16 protein-coding genes are annotated in these 15874 nt (G+C 61.0%); 10 read left to right on the forward strand and 6 right to left on the reverse strand.

Annotated elements, in window-relative coordinates:
• Nucleotides 1-37: 37 nt before the first annotated feature.
• From LDN70_RS14685 to glmS, 3 genes are read right to left on the reverse strand one after another with little or no spacing between them, the layout of a single operon-like run.
• Nucleotides 38-1615: an NAD(P)H-hydrate dehydratase gene (locus tag LDN70_RS14685; RefSeq protein ID WP_223940630.1), complete on the reverse strand. Its 1578-nt coding sequence runs from the start codon at nucleotides 1613-1615 to the stop codon at nucleotides 38-40.
• Nucleotides 1616-1631: 16 nt separating this feature from the next.
• Nucleotides 1632-1979, reverse strand: a complete 348-nt coding sequence (locus LDN70_RS14690) for a holo-ACP synthase (RefSeq protein ID WP_011775548.1) — start codon at nucleotides 1977-1979, stop codon at nucleotides 1632-1634.
• 4 nt (nucleotides 1980-1983) lie between these two features.
• Nucleotides 1984-3867 (reverse strand): glutamine--fructose-6-phosphate transaminase (isomerizing), encoded by a 1884-nt coding sequence (gene glmS / locus LDN70_RS14695; protein WP_142938395.1) that lies wholly within the window; start codon nucleotides 3865-3867, stop codon nucleotides 1984-1986.
• A 139-nt stretch (nucleotides 3868-4006) separates the two neighbouring features.
• Between glmS and coaA the strand changes: the two genes are divergently transcribed.
• Together coaA and LDN70_RS14705 are read left to right on the forward strand one after the other, a co-directional pair.
• Nucleotides 4007-4978, forward strand: coding sequence for a type I pantothenate kinase (gene coaA, locus LDN70_RS14700; protein WP_142938394.1), 972 nt, complete (start codon nucleotides 4007-4009; stop codon nucleotides 4976-4978).
• A 1-nt stretch (nucleotide 4979) separates the two neighbouring features.
• Nucleotides 4980-5849, forward strand: a complete 870-nt coding sequence (locus tag LDN70_RS14705) for a M15 family metallopeptidase (protein WP_223940631.1) — start codon at nucleotides 4980-4982, stop codon at nucleotides 5847-5849.
• 91 nt (nucleotides 5850-5940) lie between these two features.
• Here the strand turns inward: LDN70_RS14705 and glmM are convergent, their stop codons facing one another.
• From glmM to rplM, 3 genes are all read right to left on the reverse strand, one after another.
• Entirely contained in the window at nucleotides 5941-7305 is a 1365-nt protein-coding gene (glmM, locus tag LDN70_RS14710; RefSeq protein WP_142938392.1) for a phosphoglucosamine mutase, read from the reverse strand.
• A gap of 153 nt (nucleotides 7306-7458) precedes the next feature.
• The gene (gene rpsI / locus LDN70_RS14715; protein ID WP_024817562.1) at nucleotides 7459-7968 is read right to left on the reverse strand and encodes a 30S ribosomal protein S9; all 510 of its coding nucleotides are present in this window, start codon (nucleotides 7966-7968) and stop codon (nucleotides 7459-7461) included.
• Between the two features lie 39 nt (nucleotides 7969-8007).
• Nucleotides 8008-8451: a 50S ribosomal protein L13 gene (gene rplM, locus LDN70_RS14720; protein WP_024817563.1), complete on the reverse strand. Its 444-nt coding sequence runs from the start codon at nucleotides 8449-8451 to the stop codon at nucleotides 8008-8010.
• A gap of 289 nt (nucleotides 8452-8740) precedes the next feature.
• On the opposite strand from rplM, the gene LDN70_RS14725 reads away from it, so the two are divergent.
• The 8 genes from LDN70_RS14725 (at nucleotide 8741) to LDN70_RS14760 (ending at nucleotide 15872) form a co-directional block, all read left to right on the forward strand.
• Nucleotides 8741-9385: a prepilin peptidase gene (locus LDN70_RS14725; RefSeq protein WP_223940632.1), complete on the forward strand. Its 645-nt coding sequence runs from the start codon at nucleotides 8741-8743 to the stop codon at nucleotides 9383-9385.
• Between the two features lie 324 nt (nucleotides 9386-9709).
• Nucleotides 9710-9907, forward strand: a complete 198-nt coding sequence (locus LDN70_RS14730) for a Flp family type IVb pilin (RefSeq protein ID WP_142938390.1) — start codon at nucleotides 9710-9712, stop codon at nucleotides 9905-9907.
• A gap of 96 nt (nucleotides 9908-10003) precedes the next feature.
• Nucleotides 10004-10453, forward strand: coding sequence for a TadE family protein (locus LDN70_RS14735; protein ID WP_223940633.1), 450 nt, complete (start codon nucleotides 10004-10006; stop codon nucleotides 10451-10453).
• The gene (locus LDN70_RS14740; RefSeq protein ID WP_223940634.1) at nucleotides 10441-11505 is read left to right on the forward strand and encodes a pilus assembly protein TadG-related protein; all 1065 of its coding nucleotides are present in this window, start codon (nucleotides 10441-10443) and stop codon (nucleotides 11503-11505) included. Before LDN70_RS14735 ends, LDN70_RS14740 begins: the two co-directional genes overlap by 13 nt.
• Nucleotides 11506-11549: 44 nt before the next feature.
• Nucleotides 11550-12296: a Flp pilus assembly protein CpaB gene (gene cpaB, locus LDN70_RS14745; protein ID WP_223940635.1), complete on the forward strand. Its 747-nt coding sequence runs from the start codon at nucleotides 11550-11552 to the stop codon at nucleotides 12294-12296.
• Nucleotides 12293-13489, forward strand: coding sequence for a CpaE/TadZ family protein (locus LDN70_RS14750; protein ID WP_223940636.1), 1197 nt, complete (start codon nucleotides 12293-12295; stop codon nucleotides 13487-13489). The genes cpaB and LDN70_RS14750 overlap by 4 nt, the downstream gene beginning before the upstream one ends.
• Entirely contained in the window at nucleotides 13486-14928 is a 1443-nt protein-coding gene (locus LDN70_RS14755; protein WP_223940637.1) for a TadA family conjugal transfer-associated ATPase, read from the forward strand. The genes LDN70_RS14750 and LDN70_RS14755 overlap by 4 nt, the downstream gene beginning before the upstream one ends.
• Nucleotides 14925-15872: a type II secretion system F family protein gene (locus LDN70_RS14760; RefSeq protein WP_223940638.1), complete on the forward strand. Its 948-nt coding sequence runs from the start codon at nucleotides 14925-14927 to the stop codon at nucleotides 15870-15872. The genes LDN70_RS14755 and LDN70_RS14760 overlap by 4 nt, the downstream gene beginning before the upstream one ends.
• Nucleotides 15873-15874 lie beyond the last annotated feature (2 nt).

The raw sequence follows: 15874 nt of genomic DNA on the forward strand, positions 1-15874 counted from the left end.
GCAAGCCTACTCAAGCCCCCAGACACCGACAGCAACCTTAGGGTATTGTTCGGTCGTATTCCGCGTTGAGCGAACCAATGACGCGCGGAACCGCATTCATGACGGCCGAGGCTGTAATGGGACCTTCGTCAAAATGAGCGGATGCAAGGGCTCCGGCTCGCCCGTGGACGCTGGCAGCAACGGCTGCCAGAGCAGCCCAGCGGTCGGCGGGATCCAAGCCCAACGCGGCATATGCGCCGTCGTCGTGCCGTACCATCTCCGCAGACTGTGCCAGCAAGGCTCCCAGCACGCCCGCCAAGACATCGCCGCTGCCCGCGGTTGCCATCCACGCGGTGCCTTCGGATTGACTGAAAACAACGCCCGACGGCGACGCCACCAGTGTGGTGGCACCCTTCAGGAGCACTGTGGCGCCGGTTTGTTGGGCGGCCTGCCGCACATAGTGCAGGGTACGGGATTCGACGTCGTCGCGGGTTACCTCTATTTCGCCAGTCGAAGGAAGCGAGTTCAACAACGCAGCCAGCTCTCCGGCGTGAGGTGTCAGGATCCAGTGGGCCGGGCAGCGTTCCGGCAGGAGGCTCAAAGCTCCGGCATCTACAACCACGGGCAAATCGTTGGAGAGGGCCGACGCACCGGCGTCCCTTGCCCGTTGCAGCTGCTCCTCGCCGTCCACCCCGGATCCCAGCAGCCACGCTTGGACGCGGCCGGGGTTGTCGGCCTCCCAAAGGGCTTCCGGGGTTCGCGCGAGCACCAGCTGCGCCGCGTCCCGGGGCCCGTTGTAGCGCACCATTCCCGCCCCCGAGAGGGCGGCAGCGTGGACACTCAGGACAGCAGCTCCGGCAAAGCGCGCGGAACCGGCGACTACGCCCAACACGCCCCGCGAATATTTGTGGGCGCGCCGGCCAGGATGGGGCAGCAAGGATCCAAGGTCCGAGGCAGTGAGGCGTCGAAGCTCAGGGCGGTAGCATTCCAAAGAATTCTCAATGCCGATGGGGATCAGCTCCACGCGCCCGGCACACCCTTCACCCGGGTCAGTCATCAGCCCGGCCTTGATGCCGCCAAACGTCACGGTCACGTCCGCACCAAGCACCGGCCAATGCACTTCGCCGGTGTTGGCGTCCAGTCCACTGGGAAGGTCGCAGGCCACTACCAACCGTGGACGCAACTCTTGAAGCGAAGCCACCAGTTCGGCAGAGGCGTCCCGCAGCCCACCGCGCGCACCGGTCCCGAGCAGGGCATCAATAATGACGTCATGGCCCGCGCACAGGACGGCCAGCTCTTCCGCGTTAGCGGCTTCCAACGTCACAACAGTTCCGCCGGCGGCGACTAAAGCAGCCAGCGCCTCCGGGTGTACTTCAGCGGCGGCGAGTACCGCCGTCGCTCGGACACCGCGGCGGGCAAGGAAAGCTGCAGCGAACATGCCGTCGCCACCGTTATTACCCTTCCCAACCAGCACTGCAACACTCGCCCCTGCAAGCTTCCGCTTGCTTTTGACCTCGCGAGCCACAACGTGGGCCAACCCGTAGGCGGCCCGTCGCATAAGAACAGCGCCCTCACCGGAGTCCAGGAGCGGTTTTTCCGCATCCCTGATCTGTTGTCCGGTGAAGGCGCTGATCATTGCTTGTGAAGTCCCTTTAGCCTTCGGCGAGGACAGTAGCCGTAGCTATGCCGCCGTCGTGGCTCATGGACAAGTGCCAGCGCTTGACGCCCTTGGCCTCGGCAACGGCAAGCACCGTTCCCTTGACCTGGACGGTGGGTCCATTCTCATCGAGGCCGATCCAGCAATCCTGCCAGTTCATGCCTGCCGGAGCGCCCAGCACTTTGGCAACAGCTTCCTTGGCCGCGAAGCGCGCCGCCAGGGACCGGGTGTTGAGTTCCCGCTCGGCAGGAACAAACAGACGGTCCCGGAGCCCCGGTGTCCGTTCCAACTGCCGACCAAACCGCTCGATGTCTACGACGTCCACGCCGATGCCAACAATCATGGCACTACTCTACGGTGACGCTCTTGGCGAGGTTACGCGGCTGATCGACGTCGTAACCCTTGGCACCGGCCAGTTCAGCAGCAAAGATCTGCAGCGGAACCGTGGTGAGCAGCGGCATCAGCAGGGTGGGGGTTTCGGGTACGTAGAAGACGTGCTCTGCGTAATCCTTGACCGATTCGTCGCCCTCTTCAGCGATGACCAGGGTCCGGGCACCACGTGCACGGACTTCCTGGATGTTGCTGACAACCTTCGAGTGCAGCGAGTCGCGGCCACGCGGGGACGGAACCACCACGAAGACCGGCTGGCCGTCGTCGATCAAAGCGATAGGACCGTGCTTGAGCTCGCCGGCGGCAAAGCCTTCAGCGTGGATGTATGCGATTTCCTTGAGCTTCAGCGCGCCTTCAAGGGCTACCGGATAGCCAACGTGGCGGCCCAGGAACAAGACGGATTTCTCGTCCTTCATGCTGCGGGCAAGCTCACGCAGCGGCCCTGCGTTGTCCAGGATTTTCTGGATCTTGGCGGGGATCTTGTTCAGGTCCGCCAGGACATCCTTGATTTGGCCGGAGAAGATGTTGCCCCGCAACTGGGCCAGGTACAGGCCAAGCAGGTAGGCAGCAGTGATCTGCGCCAGGAACGCCTTGGTGGAAGCAACAGCGATTTCGGGGCCTGCGTGCGTGTAAAGCACAGCATCGGATTCACGCGGGATGGTGGAACCGTTGGTGTTGCAGATGGAGATCGTCTTGGCGCCCTGTTCGCGGGCGTAACGGACAGCCATCAGCGTGTCCATGGTTTCGCCCGACTGGCTGATGGAAACCACCAGGGTGTTGGAGTCAACAATGGGATCGCGGTAGCGGAACTCGTGCGCGAGCTCCACCTCGGTGGGAATGCGGCACCAGTTTTCAATGGCGTACTTGGCTACCAGACCAGCGTAGGCCGCGGTACCGCAGGCCAAAACGATGATCTTGTCCACCTGCTTGAGGAGCTCAGGGTCGATGCGGACTTCGTCCAGGGTGAGCTTGCCGTTGAGGTCCGAGCGGCCCAGGAGGGTCTGCGCTACGGCGTCCGGCTGGTCGTTGATTTCCTTCTCCATGAAGGAGCTGAAACCACCCTTTTCGGCGGAAGCCGGGTCCCAGTCAACGTGGTATTCCTTGCCCTCGGCAGGAGCGCCGAAGAAGTCGGTGATCTCCACGGAGTCCGCGGTGATGGTGACGATCTGGTCCTGACCCAGCTCGACGGCACGGCGGGTGTAGTCGATGAAGCCGGAGACGTCGGAGCCGAGGAAGTTCTCGCCGTCGCCCAGGCCCACTACAAGCGGGGAGTTACGGCGGGCGGCCACGACGACGTCGGGCTGGTCAGCGTGGACGGCGAGAAGAGTGAAAGCGCCCTCGAGTCGCTGGCAGGCCAGGCGCATTGCCTCGGTGAGGTTGCCGCCGTCGCCGTTGAGCTGGGTGCGGAAAATGTCGCCGATAAGTGCGGCAGCAACTTCGGTGTCCGTTTCGGACTCGAAGGTGACGCCCTTGCCCAGCAGTTCCTGCTTGAGCTCGGCGAAGTTCTCAATGATCCCGTTGTGAATGACCGCCAGCTTGCCACCGTCGGAGAGGTGCGGGTGCGCGTTACGGTCCGTGGGTCCGCCGTGCGTTGCCCAACGGGTATGGCCGATGCCGGTCAGGGACTCAGGAACCGGGCTTGCTTCCAGTTCTGCGATCAAGTTGCTCAGCTTGCCGGACTTCTTGCGGGAAGAAATGCTCCCGTCAGCCACTACTGCGACGCCTGCGGAGTCATAGCCGCGGTATTCCAGACGGCGCAGCCCTTCCACCACAACGTCAAGAGCGCTGTATCCAGCTGCCTTGCGAGACGAATTGCCAACATAGCCTACGATTCCACACATGGGTACAAGCCTAGCGGCTAGTGCAAACAACTGATGTGGGACATCCTCCCTCCTTCTGTTCATTGACGGGGTTCCAGCCCTCGCAATTCACCTGCCCTTCGTCGCGCATTTCCTGATCCGCTCCGCGGAGGGCAGAATCATGAGCGTGACTTTGCAACGCACCGAAGCTAATGGCGACGGCGCTTCCCCGTTTGTAGAGCTGGACCGTCAAACGTGGTCCAGGCTTGCAGCGCAGATGGAGCAGCCCCTCAACGAAGAGGACGTCTTCCGTCTCCGCGGCCTCGGCGACCCCCTGGACATGAAAGAAGTCAGGGAGGTTTACCTCCCTCTCTCCCGCCTCCTTCACCTGTACGTGGAGGCCTCACACCAACTCCACGCAGCCACCACTACGTTCCTGGGTGAGCAAACCCAACGCACGCCGTTCGTGATCGGGGTGGCCGGGTCCGTTGCCGTTGGCAAGTCCACCATTGCCCGTGTGCTCCGGGAAATGCTCCGGCGCTGGCCCGGAACGCCCAACGTGGAACTCATCACCACAGATGGCTTCCTTTATCCTTTGGCTGAGCTGAAGCGCCGGCACTTGCTGGAGCGGAAAGGTTTCCCGGAGTCCTACGACCGCCGTGGACTTCTTCGTTTCGTTTCTGAAGTCAAAGGCGGCGCCGAGGAAGTCCGCGCGCCTTGGTACTCCCACGTCACCTATGACATAGTGCCGGGAAAGGAAGTCGTAGTGCGGCGCCCCGACGTCCTGATTGTCGAGGGACTGAACGTCCTGGCCCCGGCCCGCCCGCGGATGGACGGCAAGCAGGGACTGGCCGTCAGCGACTTCTTCGACTTCTCCATCTACGTGGATGCCAAGACCTCCTACATTGAAGAGTGGTACGTGGACCGCTTCCGGAAATTGCGGACCACGGCATTCGCCCAGCCCGAGTCCTACTTCCACCGCTACGCCACACTGTCGGACGAGGACGCCGAGTCAACGGCACGGGGCATATGGAAACGCATCAACGAGCCGAACCTCGAGGAAAATGTGCTGCCCACCCGCGGACGTGCACAACTGGTACTCACCAAGGACGCAGACCACTCGATCCGCCGCATGCTGCTCAGAAAGGTCTAGGGTGCCCAACAATTCCCAACCGTTGCCTAGCCGGCGGACTTTCGCCAGCCTCCTGACCGCCGGCGCGGGAATGGCAGCATTGGCGGCCTGCACGCCTGAAAACGCCGCCCCCTCCCCCGTCGCGGCGAACGCCGCCAGCGAGGCCCCTTCGTTACCCACACCGTCCTCCGTGGGCACCCCCAGCGCCGCAGCAAGCGAGCCTGCACCCGTTGAATCAGCCCCCAGCGCGACTCCCTCCAATACAGCCCCCTCGCACGCCGTTGCCCCGCAGCACTCCCTTACGGATCCAACGAGTCCCTGGGTAGTGGTGAACAAGCACCGGCCCCTGGTCCCCCAGGCCTTCGTTCCGGCAGACTTGGTGCAGCCAGGCGTACGGCTCGCCGTCAGCGGCGAAGCGGCCCTGATTAACAGCACGACGGCGACTGCCGCTGAAAAGATGTTCGGGGCCGCAGCCACGGAGGGCGTCATCATGACGCTGGCCTCCGGATACCGTTCGTATTCCACCCAGGTTGCTACCTACAACGGCTACGTCGCCAGCACCGGCCAGGCCGCCGCCGACCGCGCTTCCGCCCGCCCAGGGCACTCCGAGCATCAAACGGGCTGGTCCTTTGACATCGGCGACGGTGCGGGAGCCTGCAGCTTCCAACCATGCTTCGCCGAGCAACCCGCTGCCATCTGGGCCAAAGCCAACGCCCACAAGTTTGGATTCGTGGTCCGCTATCCGTGGATGTTCCACGACACCACAGGGTACTTTTACGAGTCCTGGCATCTGCGGTACATCGGGGTGGAGGCAGCTACGGACATGACCGCCCGCGGCATCGCAACCCTGGAAGAGTATTTCGGGCTTGAAGCAGCTCCGGACTACCTCTAATCCTTAGTAACTGAGGCTCTCATCCTTAAACACCGAGGCCCGCACCCCTGCTCCGACTCAAGCTGGGGTACGGGCCTCAAAATGTGGTCTCCTAGACTGCCATTTCGCTGGGAGCGCCCAAACGTTCCTTGACGACGGCGGCGAGCCCCTTGCAGACGCGCTCGGCCGTTTCCATGTCAGCGGCTTCCACCATCACACGCACCAACGCCTCGGTCCCTGAGGGCCTGAGGAGCACACGGCCGGTCTCACCCAGTTCAAGCTCCGCCGCGGCAACAGCCTCGGCAACGCCCTCGTCAGTGGCAGCCCGGGCTTTATCAACGCCCTTGACGTTGATCATGAGCTGCGGCAGCTTGGTCATGGCGCTGGACAGGTCCTTGAGGCTGCGTCCGGTCAAGGCAACCTGGGCTGCAAGCTGCAGACCGGTCAGGACGCCGTCACCTGTGGTGGCGAAGTCCGAGAAGATCACGTGGCCGGACTGTTCACCACCAAGGTTGTATCCGCCGTCTCGCATTGCCTCCAATACGTAACGGTCACCAACACCAGTCTCGCGGATGGCGATACCCGCATCGCGCAGGGCGATCTTCAGGCCGAGGTTACTCATGACTGTGGCCACGAGGATGTTGTCCTTGAGCTTTCCTGCATCCTTGAGCGCCAGTGCCAGAATCGCCATGATCTGGTCGCCGTCCACTTCGTTGCCTTCATGGTCGACGGCCAGGCAGCGGTCAGCGTCACCGTCGTGGGCTACGCCAAGGTCCGCGCCATGCTTGACCACGGCCTCCTTGAGCGGGCCCAGGTGCGTGGATCCAACGCCTTCATTAATGTTCAAGCCGTCCGGCTCTGCGCCGATGACCACCACGTCGGCGCCAGCATCCTTGAAGACCTGGGGCGAACAGCCGCTAGCTGCACCATGGGCGCAGTCCAGAACTACCTTCAAGCCTTCCAAGCGCTTGGGAAGCGTGCCAAGCAGGTGCACAATGTACCGGTCTTCGGCGTCTGAGAACCTCTGGATTCGTCCGACGTCGGCTCCCACCGGGCGCTGCGGCTCTTTGCCCAGCTGAGCCTCGATGGCGTCCTCAACATCGTCCGGAAGCTTCTGGCCGCCGCGGGCGAAGAACTTAATTCCGTTGTCCGGCGCAGGGTTATGCGACGCCGAGAGCATGACTCCAAAGTCGGCGTCGAGATCCGCCACGAGGTAAGCCGCGGCAGGGGTGGGGAGCACGCCGGCGTCGTAGACGTCGATGCCGGAACTGGACAGCCCGGCTTCGACGGCAGCGGCGAGGAACTCGCCGCTGGCTCTGGGATCCCTTGCGACGACGGCGCGCGGCCGCTTGCCATCGGTAGAGCGTTCATGGCCGAGTACGACGGCGGCTGCTTGCGCGAGCTGCATAGCCAGTTCGGCGGTGAGCAATCCGTTCGCGAGACCGCGGACGCCATCTGTTCCAAATAATCTAGACATCGGGTCAAGTTTAGACGACGACAGGACAGCACTGGTTCAAGCGGCCGCCAGAAGGTCATGTGCGGCGCCTTCCTTGACTCCGCTGCCTGGTATCTGAAACGGCGAAAGCCCGCCCCGCCGAAACGGCGGAACGGGCTTTCGAGTAAGCGTAGATTAACGCTTGGAGTACTGCTGAGCCTTGCGGGCCTTCTTGAGACCAGCCTTCTTGCGCTCGATGACGCGTGCGTCACGGCTCAAGTAACCGGCCTTCTTGAGGGTGGCGCGGTTGTTGTCGACATCGATCTCGTTCAGCGAGCGAGCAACGCCAAGGCGCAGTGCGCCGGCCTGGCCGGAGATGCCACCACCGTGGATACGGGCGATGACGTCGTAGGCGCCTTCGAGATCAAGGATCTTGAAGGGCTCGTTGACATCCTGCTGGTGCAGTTTGTTCGGGAAGTAGTTGTCCAGCGTGCGGCCGTTGATGGTCCACTTGCCGGAGCCAGGCACAACGCGAACGCGTGCAACGGCTTCCTTGCGGCGGCCAACAGCTGCGCCGGCAACGGTCAGTGCCGGGCGCTCCTTCTTGGGAGCATCTTCGGCAGCGTTGCTGCTTTCAGAGGTGTAGCTGGTGAGGGTTTCCTCGGCCTCGACGGCTTCGGCGGTCAGTTCTTCGTTCTGAGCCACGGTTCTCCTTGTAATAAAAAGTTTAGTTGGTGGCCAGGACTACTGGGCGACCTGGGTGATTTCGAAAGTCTTCGGCTGCTGTGCAGCGTGGGGGTGCTCAGCGCCACGGTAGACCTTGAGCTTGCCCAACTGCTGTGCAGCGAGGGAGTTCTTGGGGAGCATGCCCTTGATGGCCTTCTCAACAGCGCGAACCGGGTTGGATTCCAACAGCTCGGCGTAGTTGACGGAGGTCAGGCCGCCCGGGTAACCGGAGTGGCGGTATGCGCGCTTCTGCTCCAGCTTGGCGCCGGTGAGGGCAACCTTTTCAGCGTTGATGATGATGACGAAGTCGCCCATGTCCATGTGGGACGCAAAGGTCGGCTTGTGCTTTCCGCGCAGCAGTGTTGCGGTCTGGCTGGCAAGACGACCAAGGACAACGTCGGTGGCGTCAATGACGTGCCACTGGCGGTTGATATCGCCGGGCTTCGGGGTGTACGTACGCACGGTTTTGCCTCGTTCTTGTTCTGGCGTTCATGTTTTAGGCGACACGCAATAAGGCGTGTACCTATCTATGTATGCGCTACCGGAGCAGAGGTGAGGGCTCTATGTACCAGTTATCCCAAGATCTCGAAAATGCCTAAGGAGTTAGCGATCCTGCAACTGGATCCCCCGCAAGGCATGTGTCATCGAGATAGGACACGCACAACGACTCTAAACAATACCGTCATGAGGGCGTCCGGGTCAAAATGGGGTAACCGCCCTTGGGGGCCATGCGCTGATTGAGGGAGAACAGATGCCCAACGGACCCGGCTTCGCACTCCTTCTTGCGCTCCTTGGTTTGCTGCTGAGCCCTGTTACCGAGCTTCTGATTGCCCGCGCGCTGCCGCGACTCGGCGGCCTCCCTGTAGCTAAGGTCCGGATCACGACGGCGGCCGTCACCGCGCTGCTGTTTTGCTTGCTTGCGTGGCGGCTCGGTTTCTCTCCGGAGTTGCCGGCATTCCTTTTATTGGCATTACTCGGAGTGCAACTTTCACGGATCGATTTCACTCTCCATTTGCTGCCCAACCGCCTTGTATTGCTGTTGCTCGGTGGGGGTTTAGTACTTTTTTCCACATCCGCAGCTCTCGCGCCGGGCTGGCCGGACCTCTTCCGCGCCCTCGCCGGCGGGGCGATGATGTTCGCCGGCTACGTCATTCTCAAACTTATTTCGCCAAGAAGCCTCGGAATGGGCGATGTGAAGCTCGCAGCGCCCCTGGGTTTGTACTTGGGCTACTTGGGTTGGCAGCAAGTACTCATTGGCGGGCTACTGGGATTCGTGGTGGGCGGGTTGCTGACGGTGCTGATGTTACGCCTGCGATCCGCCGAAAAGCCCGCAGAAACAGCCCATGGACCCGCAATGCTCATTGCTGCGGTTGGCGTAGTTCTGTTCATGAACTAGCCCGTGGTTAGTACGTCCTTACCCAGGCTTCAGCCCGCCCGGAATACATAAGGCTCCTTTGTAAAGCAAGTAGTTTCCACCCGCCCAGGCACCGAAACTGAGTACTTTCTGCCCGCTGGCACATCCGGCAAGTAATAGGCGCCCGGATAAATCGAGTACGGCTACGCATTGTGACTTCAGCGGCCCAGGGTGAATTCTTATCTCATCGAATTACGAACAGCTAAAGGCTCCACAGACGCAGTTCGATATTCGGGTAAATTTAGATAATTTGCCGCCCTGCCATTCATGATTTACTGCCACATTAATTCTGGGAAGGATATTCCAATGTCATCTCTTATGGTTTCCGTTATCTCGTTCATCGCCGGCGTCAAGGATCGCTTCACCTCCGAGGAGAAGGGCGCAACGGCAGTTGAATACGGTCTGCTGGTGGCCCTCATCGCCGCAATCATCGTTGGCACTGTGGTTACTTTGGGCACGGACGTCCTCAAGGGCTTCCAAACCGTAGAAAAGGCGTTGCCGTAACCCATACCGGCCGGCTTCACTACCGATCCCGGGCCGGCTGCCCCGATGCATTCATCGGCTGCAGCCGGCCCGGATTCGTTTTATCTGGGAGTAGCTATGAGATCTAACGATAAGAAGAGGAAAAAGCTCCGCGCACGGAAGCCCTCCACATCCAAGAACCAGTCCGGTGCCGTTGCGGTTGAATTTGCATTGGTGTTGCCCATATTCCTCGTGCTGGTACTGGGAATTTTTGAGTTCGGCCGCGCATTCAACATCCAGATTTCCTTGTCTGAAGCCGCCCGGGAAGCCGCCCGATATGCAGCCATTCACCAGTCGGACTCCACCTACACCGTGGGCGATGCGCAGGCGGCGGGTGTGGCTGCGGCACCGTCGGTGGACCTCGACCCCGGCGACATTGCCATTACGTCAACCGGAACCAACCCTTGCAACGTGGAAGTCACCATCTCCTACAGCACGCCGTGGATGACCGGTTTTCCCGGGCTTGTACCTGGAATGCCGGCCGAACTAGCCATCTCAGGGACAGGAGTCATGCGATGCGGCGGCTGAAGCACGGTGATCCCGAACGCGGTGCTGTTGCTCCCATGACGGCCATGCTGATGGTGGCGCTGCTGGGAATGACCGCCTTCGCCGTGGACGTGGCCATGATGTACTCCGAGCATGCTCAACTGCAGAATGGCGCCGACTCGTCGGCAATAGGCATCGCCCAGGCTTGCGCCAAGAGTGCAGGCTCTGCGGACTGCGTGTCGCCCGCATCCACAGCTACCACCTTGGCAGGACTGAATGCCCTGGACGGTGTCAGCAATGCGCCGGTGGCAACGGTGAATCTGGCCACCGGAACCGTTGATGTCACTACCCAATCCCGCAACGTATCCGGTGACAATCATTTCAGCTTGGTGTTCGCTCGGGCACTGGGTGTCCAGACGGCGGATATCAAGGCCACCGCCCAAGCCAAATTCGGTGGCTTTTCCGCAACGGATGCAATACCGCTGACTTTCTCGCAATGTGAAGCGGACCCGGGTTTCACTAAAGGCCTTCAGTTCTTCCCGGTCCACGGGACCAAGTTGTCCGATGACCCGGATTACGCGTGTAAGCATCAGTCTTCGTCCGGCTTCGAGCTTCCCGGCGGTTTCGGTTGGCTCAAACATCCCGGTGCTACGTGCACCGTACATGTGGACATTGATGATCCGTGGGTGGAGGCCAACGAGGGCAACGACTTCGATTCCACATGCAGCTCGGCCTTCGCATCCTGGGAGGCCAAGCTCAAAGCCGGCAAGCCTGTGGAACTCCTGATTCCCATTTTTGAAACTGCCTGCCCGGTGAAGAAGGGTACGGGAACCAACCCCTGCGCTTCTTCTCCGTATAAGAAGTCCTTCAAGATCGAGGCCTTTGCCCAGATCTCACTCCGAGGATGGCATCTGACAGGCGGCGGACCGACCTACATGACGTCCGATGCCTCGGCGCTCCAGAAGTCTCTTGGCCTCAAGAACAGCGATACCGGGCTGTTCGGCACCTTCATCAAGAAAGTAAGTCTGACGGAAGCCGCAACTCTGGGCGGCCCCACCACGTACGGCGCCTTGGGCGTCCAACTCACCGAGTAGTAACCAATCTGGGAGAAAACTCCATTGCATTAAGGAGAATCAAAGTGAAAACTCGCCTACTGGGAGGCATAGTCGCAGTAGTGCTGGCAATAGTCGGCACGCTGTTACTGGTCACATATGTTCAAGCAGCAGACGCGCGGGCTCAAAAGGACCTCCAGCCCGTCGATGTCCTCGTTATTCAAAGCCAGGTTCCAGAGGGAGCCGATCTTCAGCAGATCAGGTCTGCTGTAAAACTTGCTTCGCTACCTGCGGCTTCGGTGCCAAACGGCGCCCTCAAGAGCCTCTCCGGCATGGAAGGCAAAGTCGCCGGGGCAGAACTCATGCCGGGTGAAGCGCTGCTGGGAAACCGTCTGGTGGACCCCAACAGCCTGGCGGCTCCGGGATCAGTCCCCGTTCCAGACGGACTTCAAGAAGTTTCAGTTCAACTGGACGCGCAGCGTGTGGTTGGCGGGCGCTTGGCTGCCGGCGACACCGTCGGCGTCATGGTACTGCTTGGCCAGCCCGGGCAGGCCGAATCTGACGCATCAGCGCAGCTCGTCTTCCACAAGGTTCTTGTGACCAGCGTTCAGCGGGCCACCTCAAGAAATACCAATACGGCGCAGGCAAGCTCCGAGCAGGCCAATACCCAGCTGCCGGAAGGTTCCTTCATAGTGACCCTGGCCCGTAGCGATGTAGACGCAACCAAGATTGTTTATGGCGCCAAGTACGGGGACATCTGGCTGACCAAAGAACCCGCAGAAGCACAGGAAAGCGCACGCGTCACCATCAAGAAGGCAGAGGTACTCCAATGAGCCGCTTTCTAGTCATCACAGCTGACGTTGAGTTTGAAAAGCGCGTCCGGCACGCTGCGTCCGGTCTGCACGGCGACGTGCAGTCCATCATTGCCGACTACTTGCCGCAGGGCCCGGACGACGTCCTACGCGTGTTGTCCGGTCAACTGCTGGAAGTCCTGGTGCTGGGCCCCGGACTGCAAGCAGACGACGCCATTCGCCTGGCCAGCCTGTTCGACCTCCAGTATCCCGAGATCAGCGTCGTACTCGCATCGACGGATGCGGCCGAGATCGCGCTGCCAGCCATGCGTGCAGGAATCCGTGACTTGTTGGAGCCATCTGCAGATGCAGTGGCCATTCGAGCACTGTTGGAGCGTGCCAGCCTTGCAGCCGCCGGGCGACGCAGGGGCTTGGGTGCCCAAGTGGACGCAGGTCCACAGGGAGGCCGGATCATCGCCGTCATGTCTCCCAAGGGTGGCGTGGGCAAAACAACCATCTCCACCAACCTGGCCATTGGCTTGGGGCGTACCGCGCCCATGAAGGTAGTCATAGCCGATCTGGATCTCCAATTCGGCGACGTCGCATCCGGTCTGCTCATAGACCCTGAACGGACCATCGCGGATGCTGTCACTGGCGCGGCAGTCCAAGACAGCATGGTGCTGAAGTCGTACCTTTCAGCCCATCCTGCTGGTATCTACGCACTCTGCGCGCCGCGCAACCCATCTCAAATCGAACAGATCTCCGCAGAACAAGTGGGGCATCTCCTTGAACAGTTGGCCAAGGAATTCGATTACGTGATTGTGGATACGGCCCCCGGTCTCGGTGAACATGTCCTGGCCACTCTGGAACGTGCCTCCGACGTCGTCTGGGTATGCGGAATGGACATCCCCAGCATCAGGGGGCTCCGGAACGGCCTGGAGATTTTGGACGAGATTGGGTTGGTCCCGGAACAGCGCCATGTTGTCCTGAACTTCGCGGACAAGCGGAGCGGGCTCACCTTGGTGGATGTGGAAGCCACCATCGGTTGCCCGGTGGATGTCACGTTGCCCCGGTCCCGCTCACTCCCCTACTCAACCAACAGAGGCATCCCCATACTCCAAGATGGAGCGAAGGATGTCACCCTTCGGGGTCTCCGCCAGCTTGTGGAGCGGTTCAAGCCCGGATGGGAAGAACGGCCACACAAGCAGTTGCATCGAAGGGCGGTAGTCAAGTGAACCTCGCAAAACGCCTTCAAACGGTCCGTGGACTTGAAGTTGAGACGCCTGGAACATCAACGCCGGGAGATCCGTGGGCCGGACCGGCAACGCAAGCCCCGGATTATCTCGCCGATTCGCCGGGGTCCGGAGGAGCCACCGAGGACTCCAGCCAGGCCTTGTCTGCGGTCAAGGAACGTACCAGCAGCGCCTTGTTTGACCGCATGGGCTCCCGGATCTCGGATACCACACTCGATGAAGCCGAGCTGCACCGCTATGTCAAAGAGGAACTCCGCGCCGTCATCGACGAGGACGATATCCCCCTCACGTCCTCGGAAAGGCAACGGCTGGTTCAGGAAATCGCTGACGACGTGCTTGGCCTGGGGCCGCTACAGCGTTTCCTTGACGACAAGGACGTCACCGAAATCATGGTGAACGGCGCAGATAAGGTCTACGTGGAAATTGCAGGAAAACTCCATTTAACCAATGTTCATTTCTCGTCCGAAGAGCACCTACGCAGAATCATTGAGCGGATCGTCTCAAAAGTTGGCCGCCGCATCGACGAGTCCTCACCTCTGGTGGACGCGCGGCTTTCGGATGGGTCCCGTGTCAACGCGATCATTCCGCCGCTGGCCGTCAATGGATCGTCGCTGACTATCCGTAAGTTTGGGCGCGTCCCTCTAACGGCCCAGAATCTCATCCAGTTGGGAACTACGAGCCCCGAGATCACGGAACTCCTTCATGCATGTGTACAGGCCCGGCTGAACATCATCGTCTCCGGCGGTACTGGAACGGGAAAGACAACTCTCCTTAATGTCCTTTCGTCCTTCCTGCCCTCCGATGAGCGCATCGTCACCATCGAAGACGCAGTGGAGTTGCAACTCCAGCAATCACATGTGGTTCGTTTGGAAAGCCGCCCCAGCAACATCGAAGGCAAGGGCGAAATCGCCATCCGGGACCTGGTTCGCAATTCGCTGCGCATGCGCCCGGACAGGATCGTGGTGGGCGAGGTTCGTGGCGGCGAAGCCTTGGACATGCTTCAGGCAATGAACACCGGCCATGATGGATCCATCTCCACTGTTCACGCGAATTCGCCACGGGACGCCATTGCACGCCTCGAGACGTTGGTGCTTATGGCTGGAATGGATTTGCCCCTCAGGGCGATCCGCGAGCAGATCTCGTCCGCCGTGAACCTGGTGGTTCAGATCTCTCGGCTGCGCGATGGAACCCGCCGAATCACCCACGTGACAGAAGTCCAGGGCATGGAAGGTGACGTTGTTACCTTGCAGGATGCTTTCACGTTCGACTACTCGGCAGGCATGGACGCCAACGGGAGGTTCCTTGGGAAGCCCGTTCCTACAGGGGTGCGGCCACGGTTCGTGGACCACTTCGCGGACCTTGGAATCTACTTGTCGCCGGCGGTCTTTGGCAGCGTGCACACTGGCGGTGGTCAGCGATGACCGCCACCAACCCGCTCCTGCTCATAGCCGGCGTGCTTCTCGGATTCTCCGCTCTGGCGATCGGGCTGTTCCTCATCCCCAGGTCGAGGAACTCAACGATTGCGTTGTCCCGGCGCCGTCCGGACTCGGGCCCACAGGAATCCGTCCTGACCCGAGTGACGAATTCCGCTGTGGCCATGGTGGATGGTTCGGTTTCTGCAAGCCGGGCTTCAGGAACCAGGATTTTGCTTGAACAGGCCGGCTCGCGGATGAGACCAGCGGACTACGTTCTTTTGGTCATCTGCGCCACGTTCACTGGCGCCGTTCTAGGCTTCATCCTTGGCGGCGTCTTGGTGGCGATTCTCTTCGGAATCATCGTGCCCATCGGCGCACGCATGGTTCTGAGCATTATGACCTCCCGACGCAGGGCCCAGTTCGAGGCTCAACTGGGTGACACGTTGCAAATGCTGTCCGGCAGCATGCGGGCCGGCCACAGCTTGCTCCGGGCGGTGGATGCTGTTGCCCAAGAGGCCCAGTCAACTACCAAGGAAGAATTTGCCAGGATCGTGGGAGAAGTTCGCCTGGGTCGCGACTTGCGTGACGCCCTCTTGGACGCGGCCTCGCGTCTCCATAGCGAGGACTTCCTCTGGGCGACGCAGGCCATCGAAATTCACCGCGAAGTGGGCGGCGACTTGGCTGAAGTCCTGGACCATGTGGCCGAGACGATCCGTGAACGGTCCCAAATCAAGGGGCAAGTCAGGGCACTCAGCGCTGAAGGACGTATGTCCGCCTATGTGCTCATAGCGCTGCCGACTGGCATGTTCCTGTACCTCAGCCTTGCGAACGGGACGTACATCCAGCCGTTGTTCACCCATCCCCTGGGTTGGATCATGCTGGTGGCCGCAATAGTCCTTTTGGGGTTGGGCACCTTCTGGCTCAGCCGCGTGGTCAAGATCAAGTTTTAGGG

Origin of the sequence: Arthrobacter sp. StoSoilB22 (assembly GCF_019977315.1) — a bacterium.
Taxonomy (GTDB): domain Bacteria; phylum Actinomycetota; class Actinomycetes; order Actinomycetales; family Micrococcaceae; genus Arthrobacter.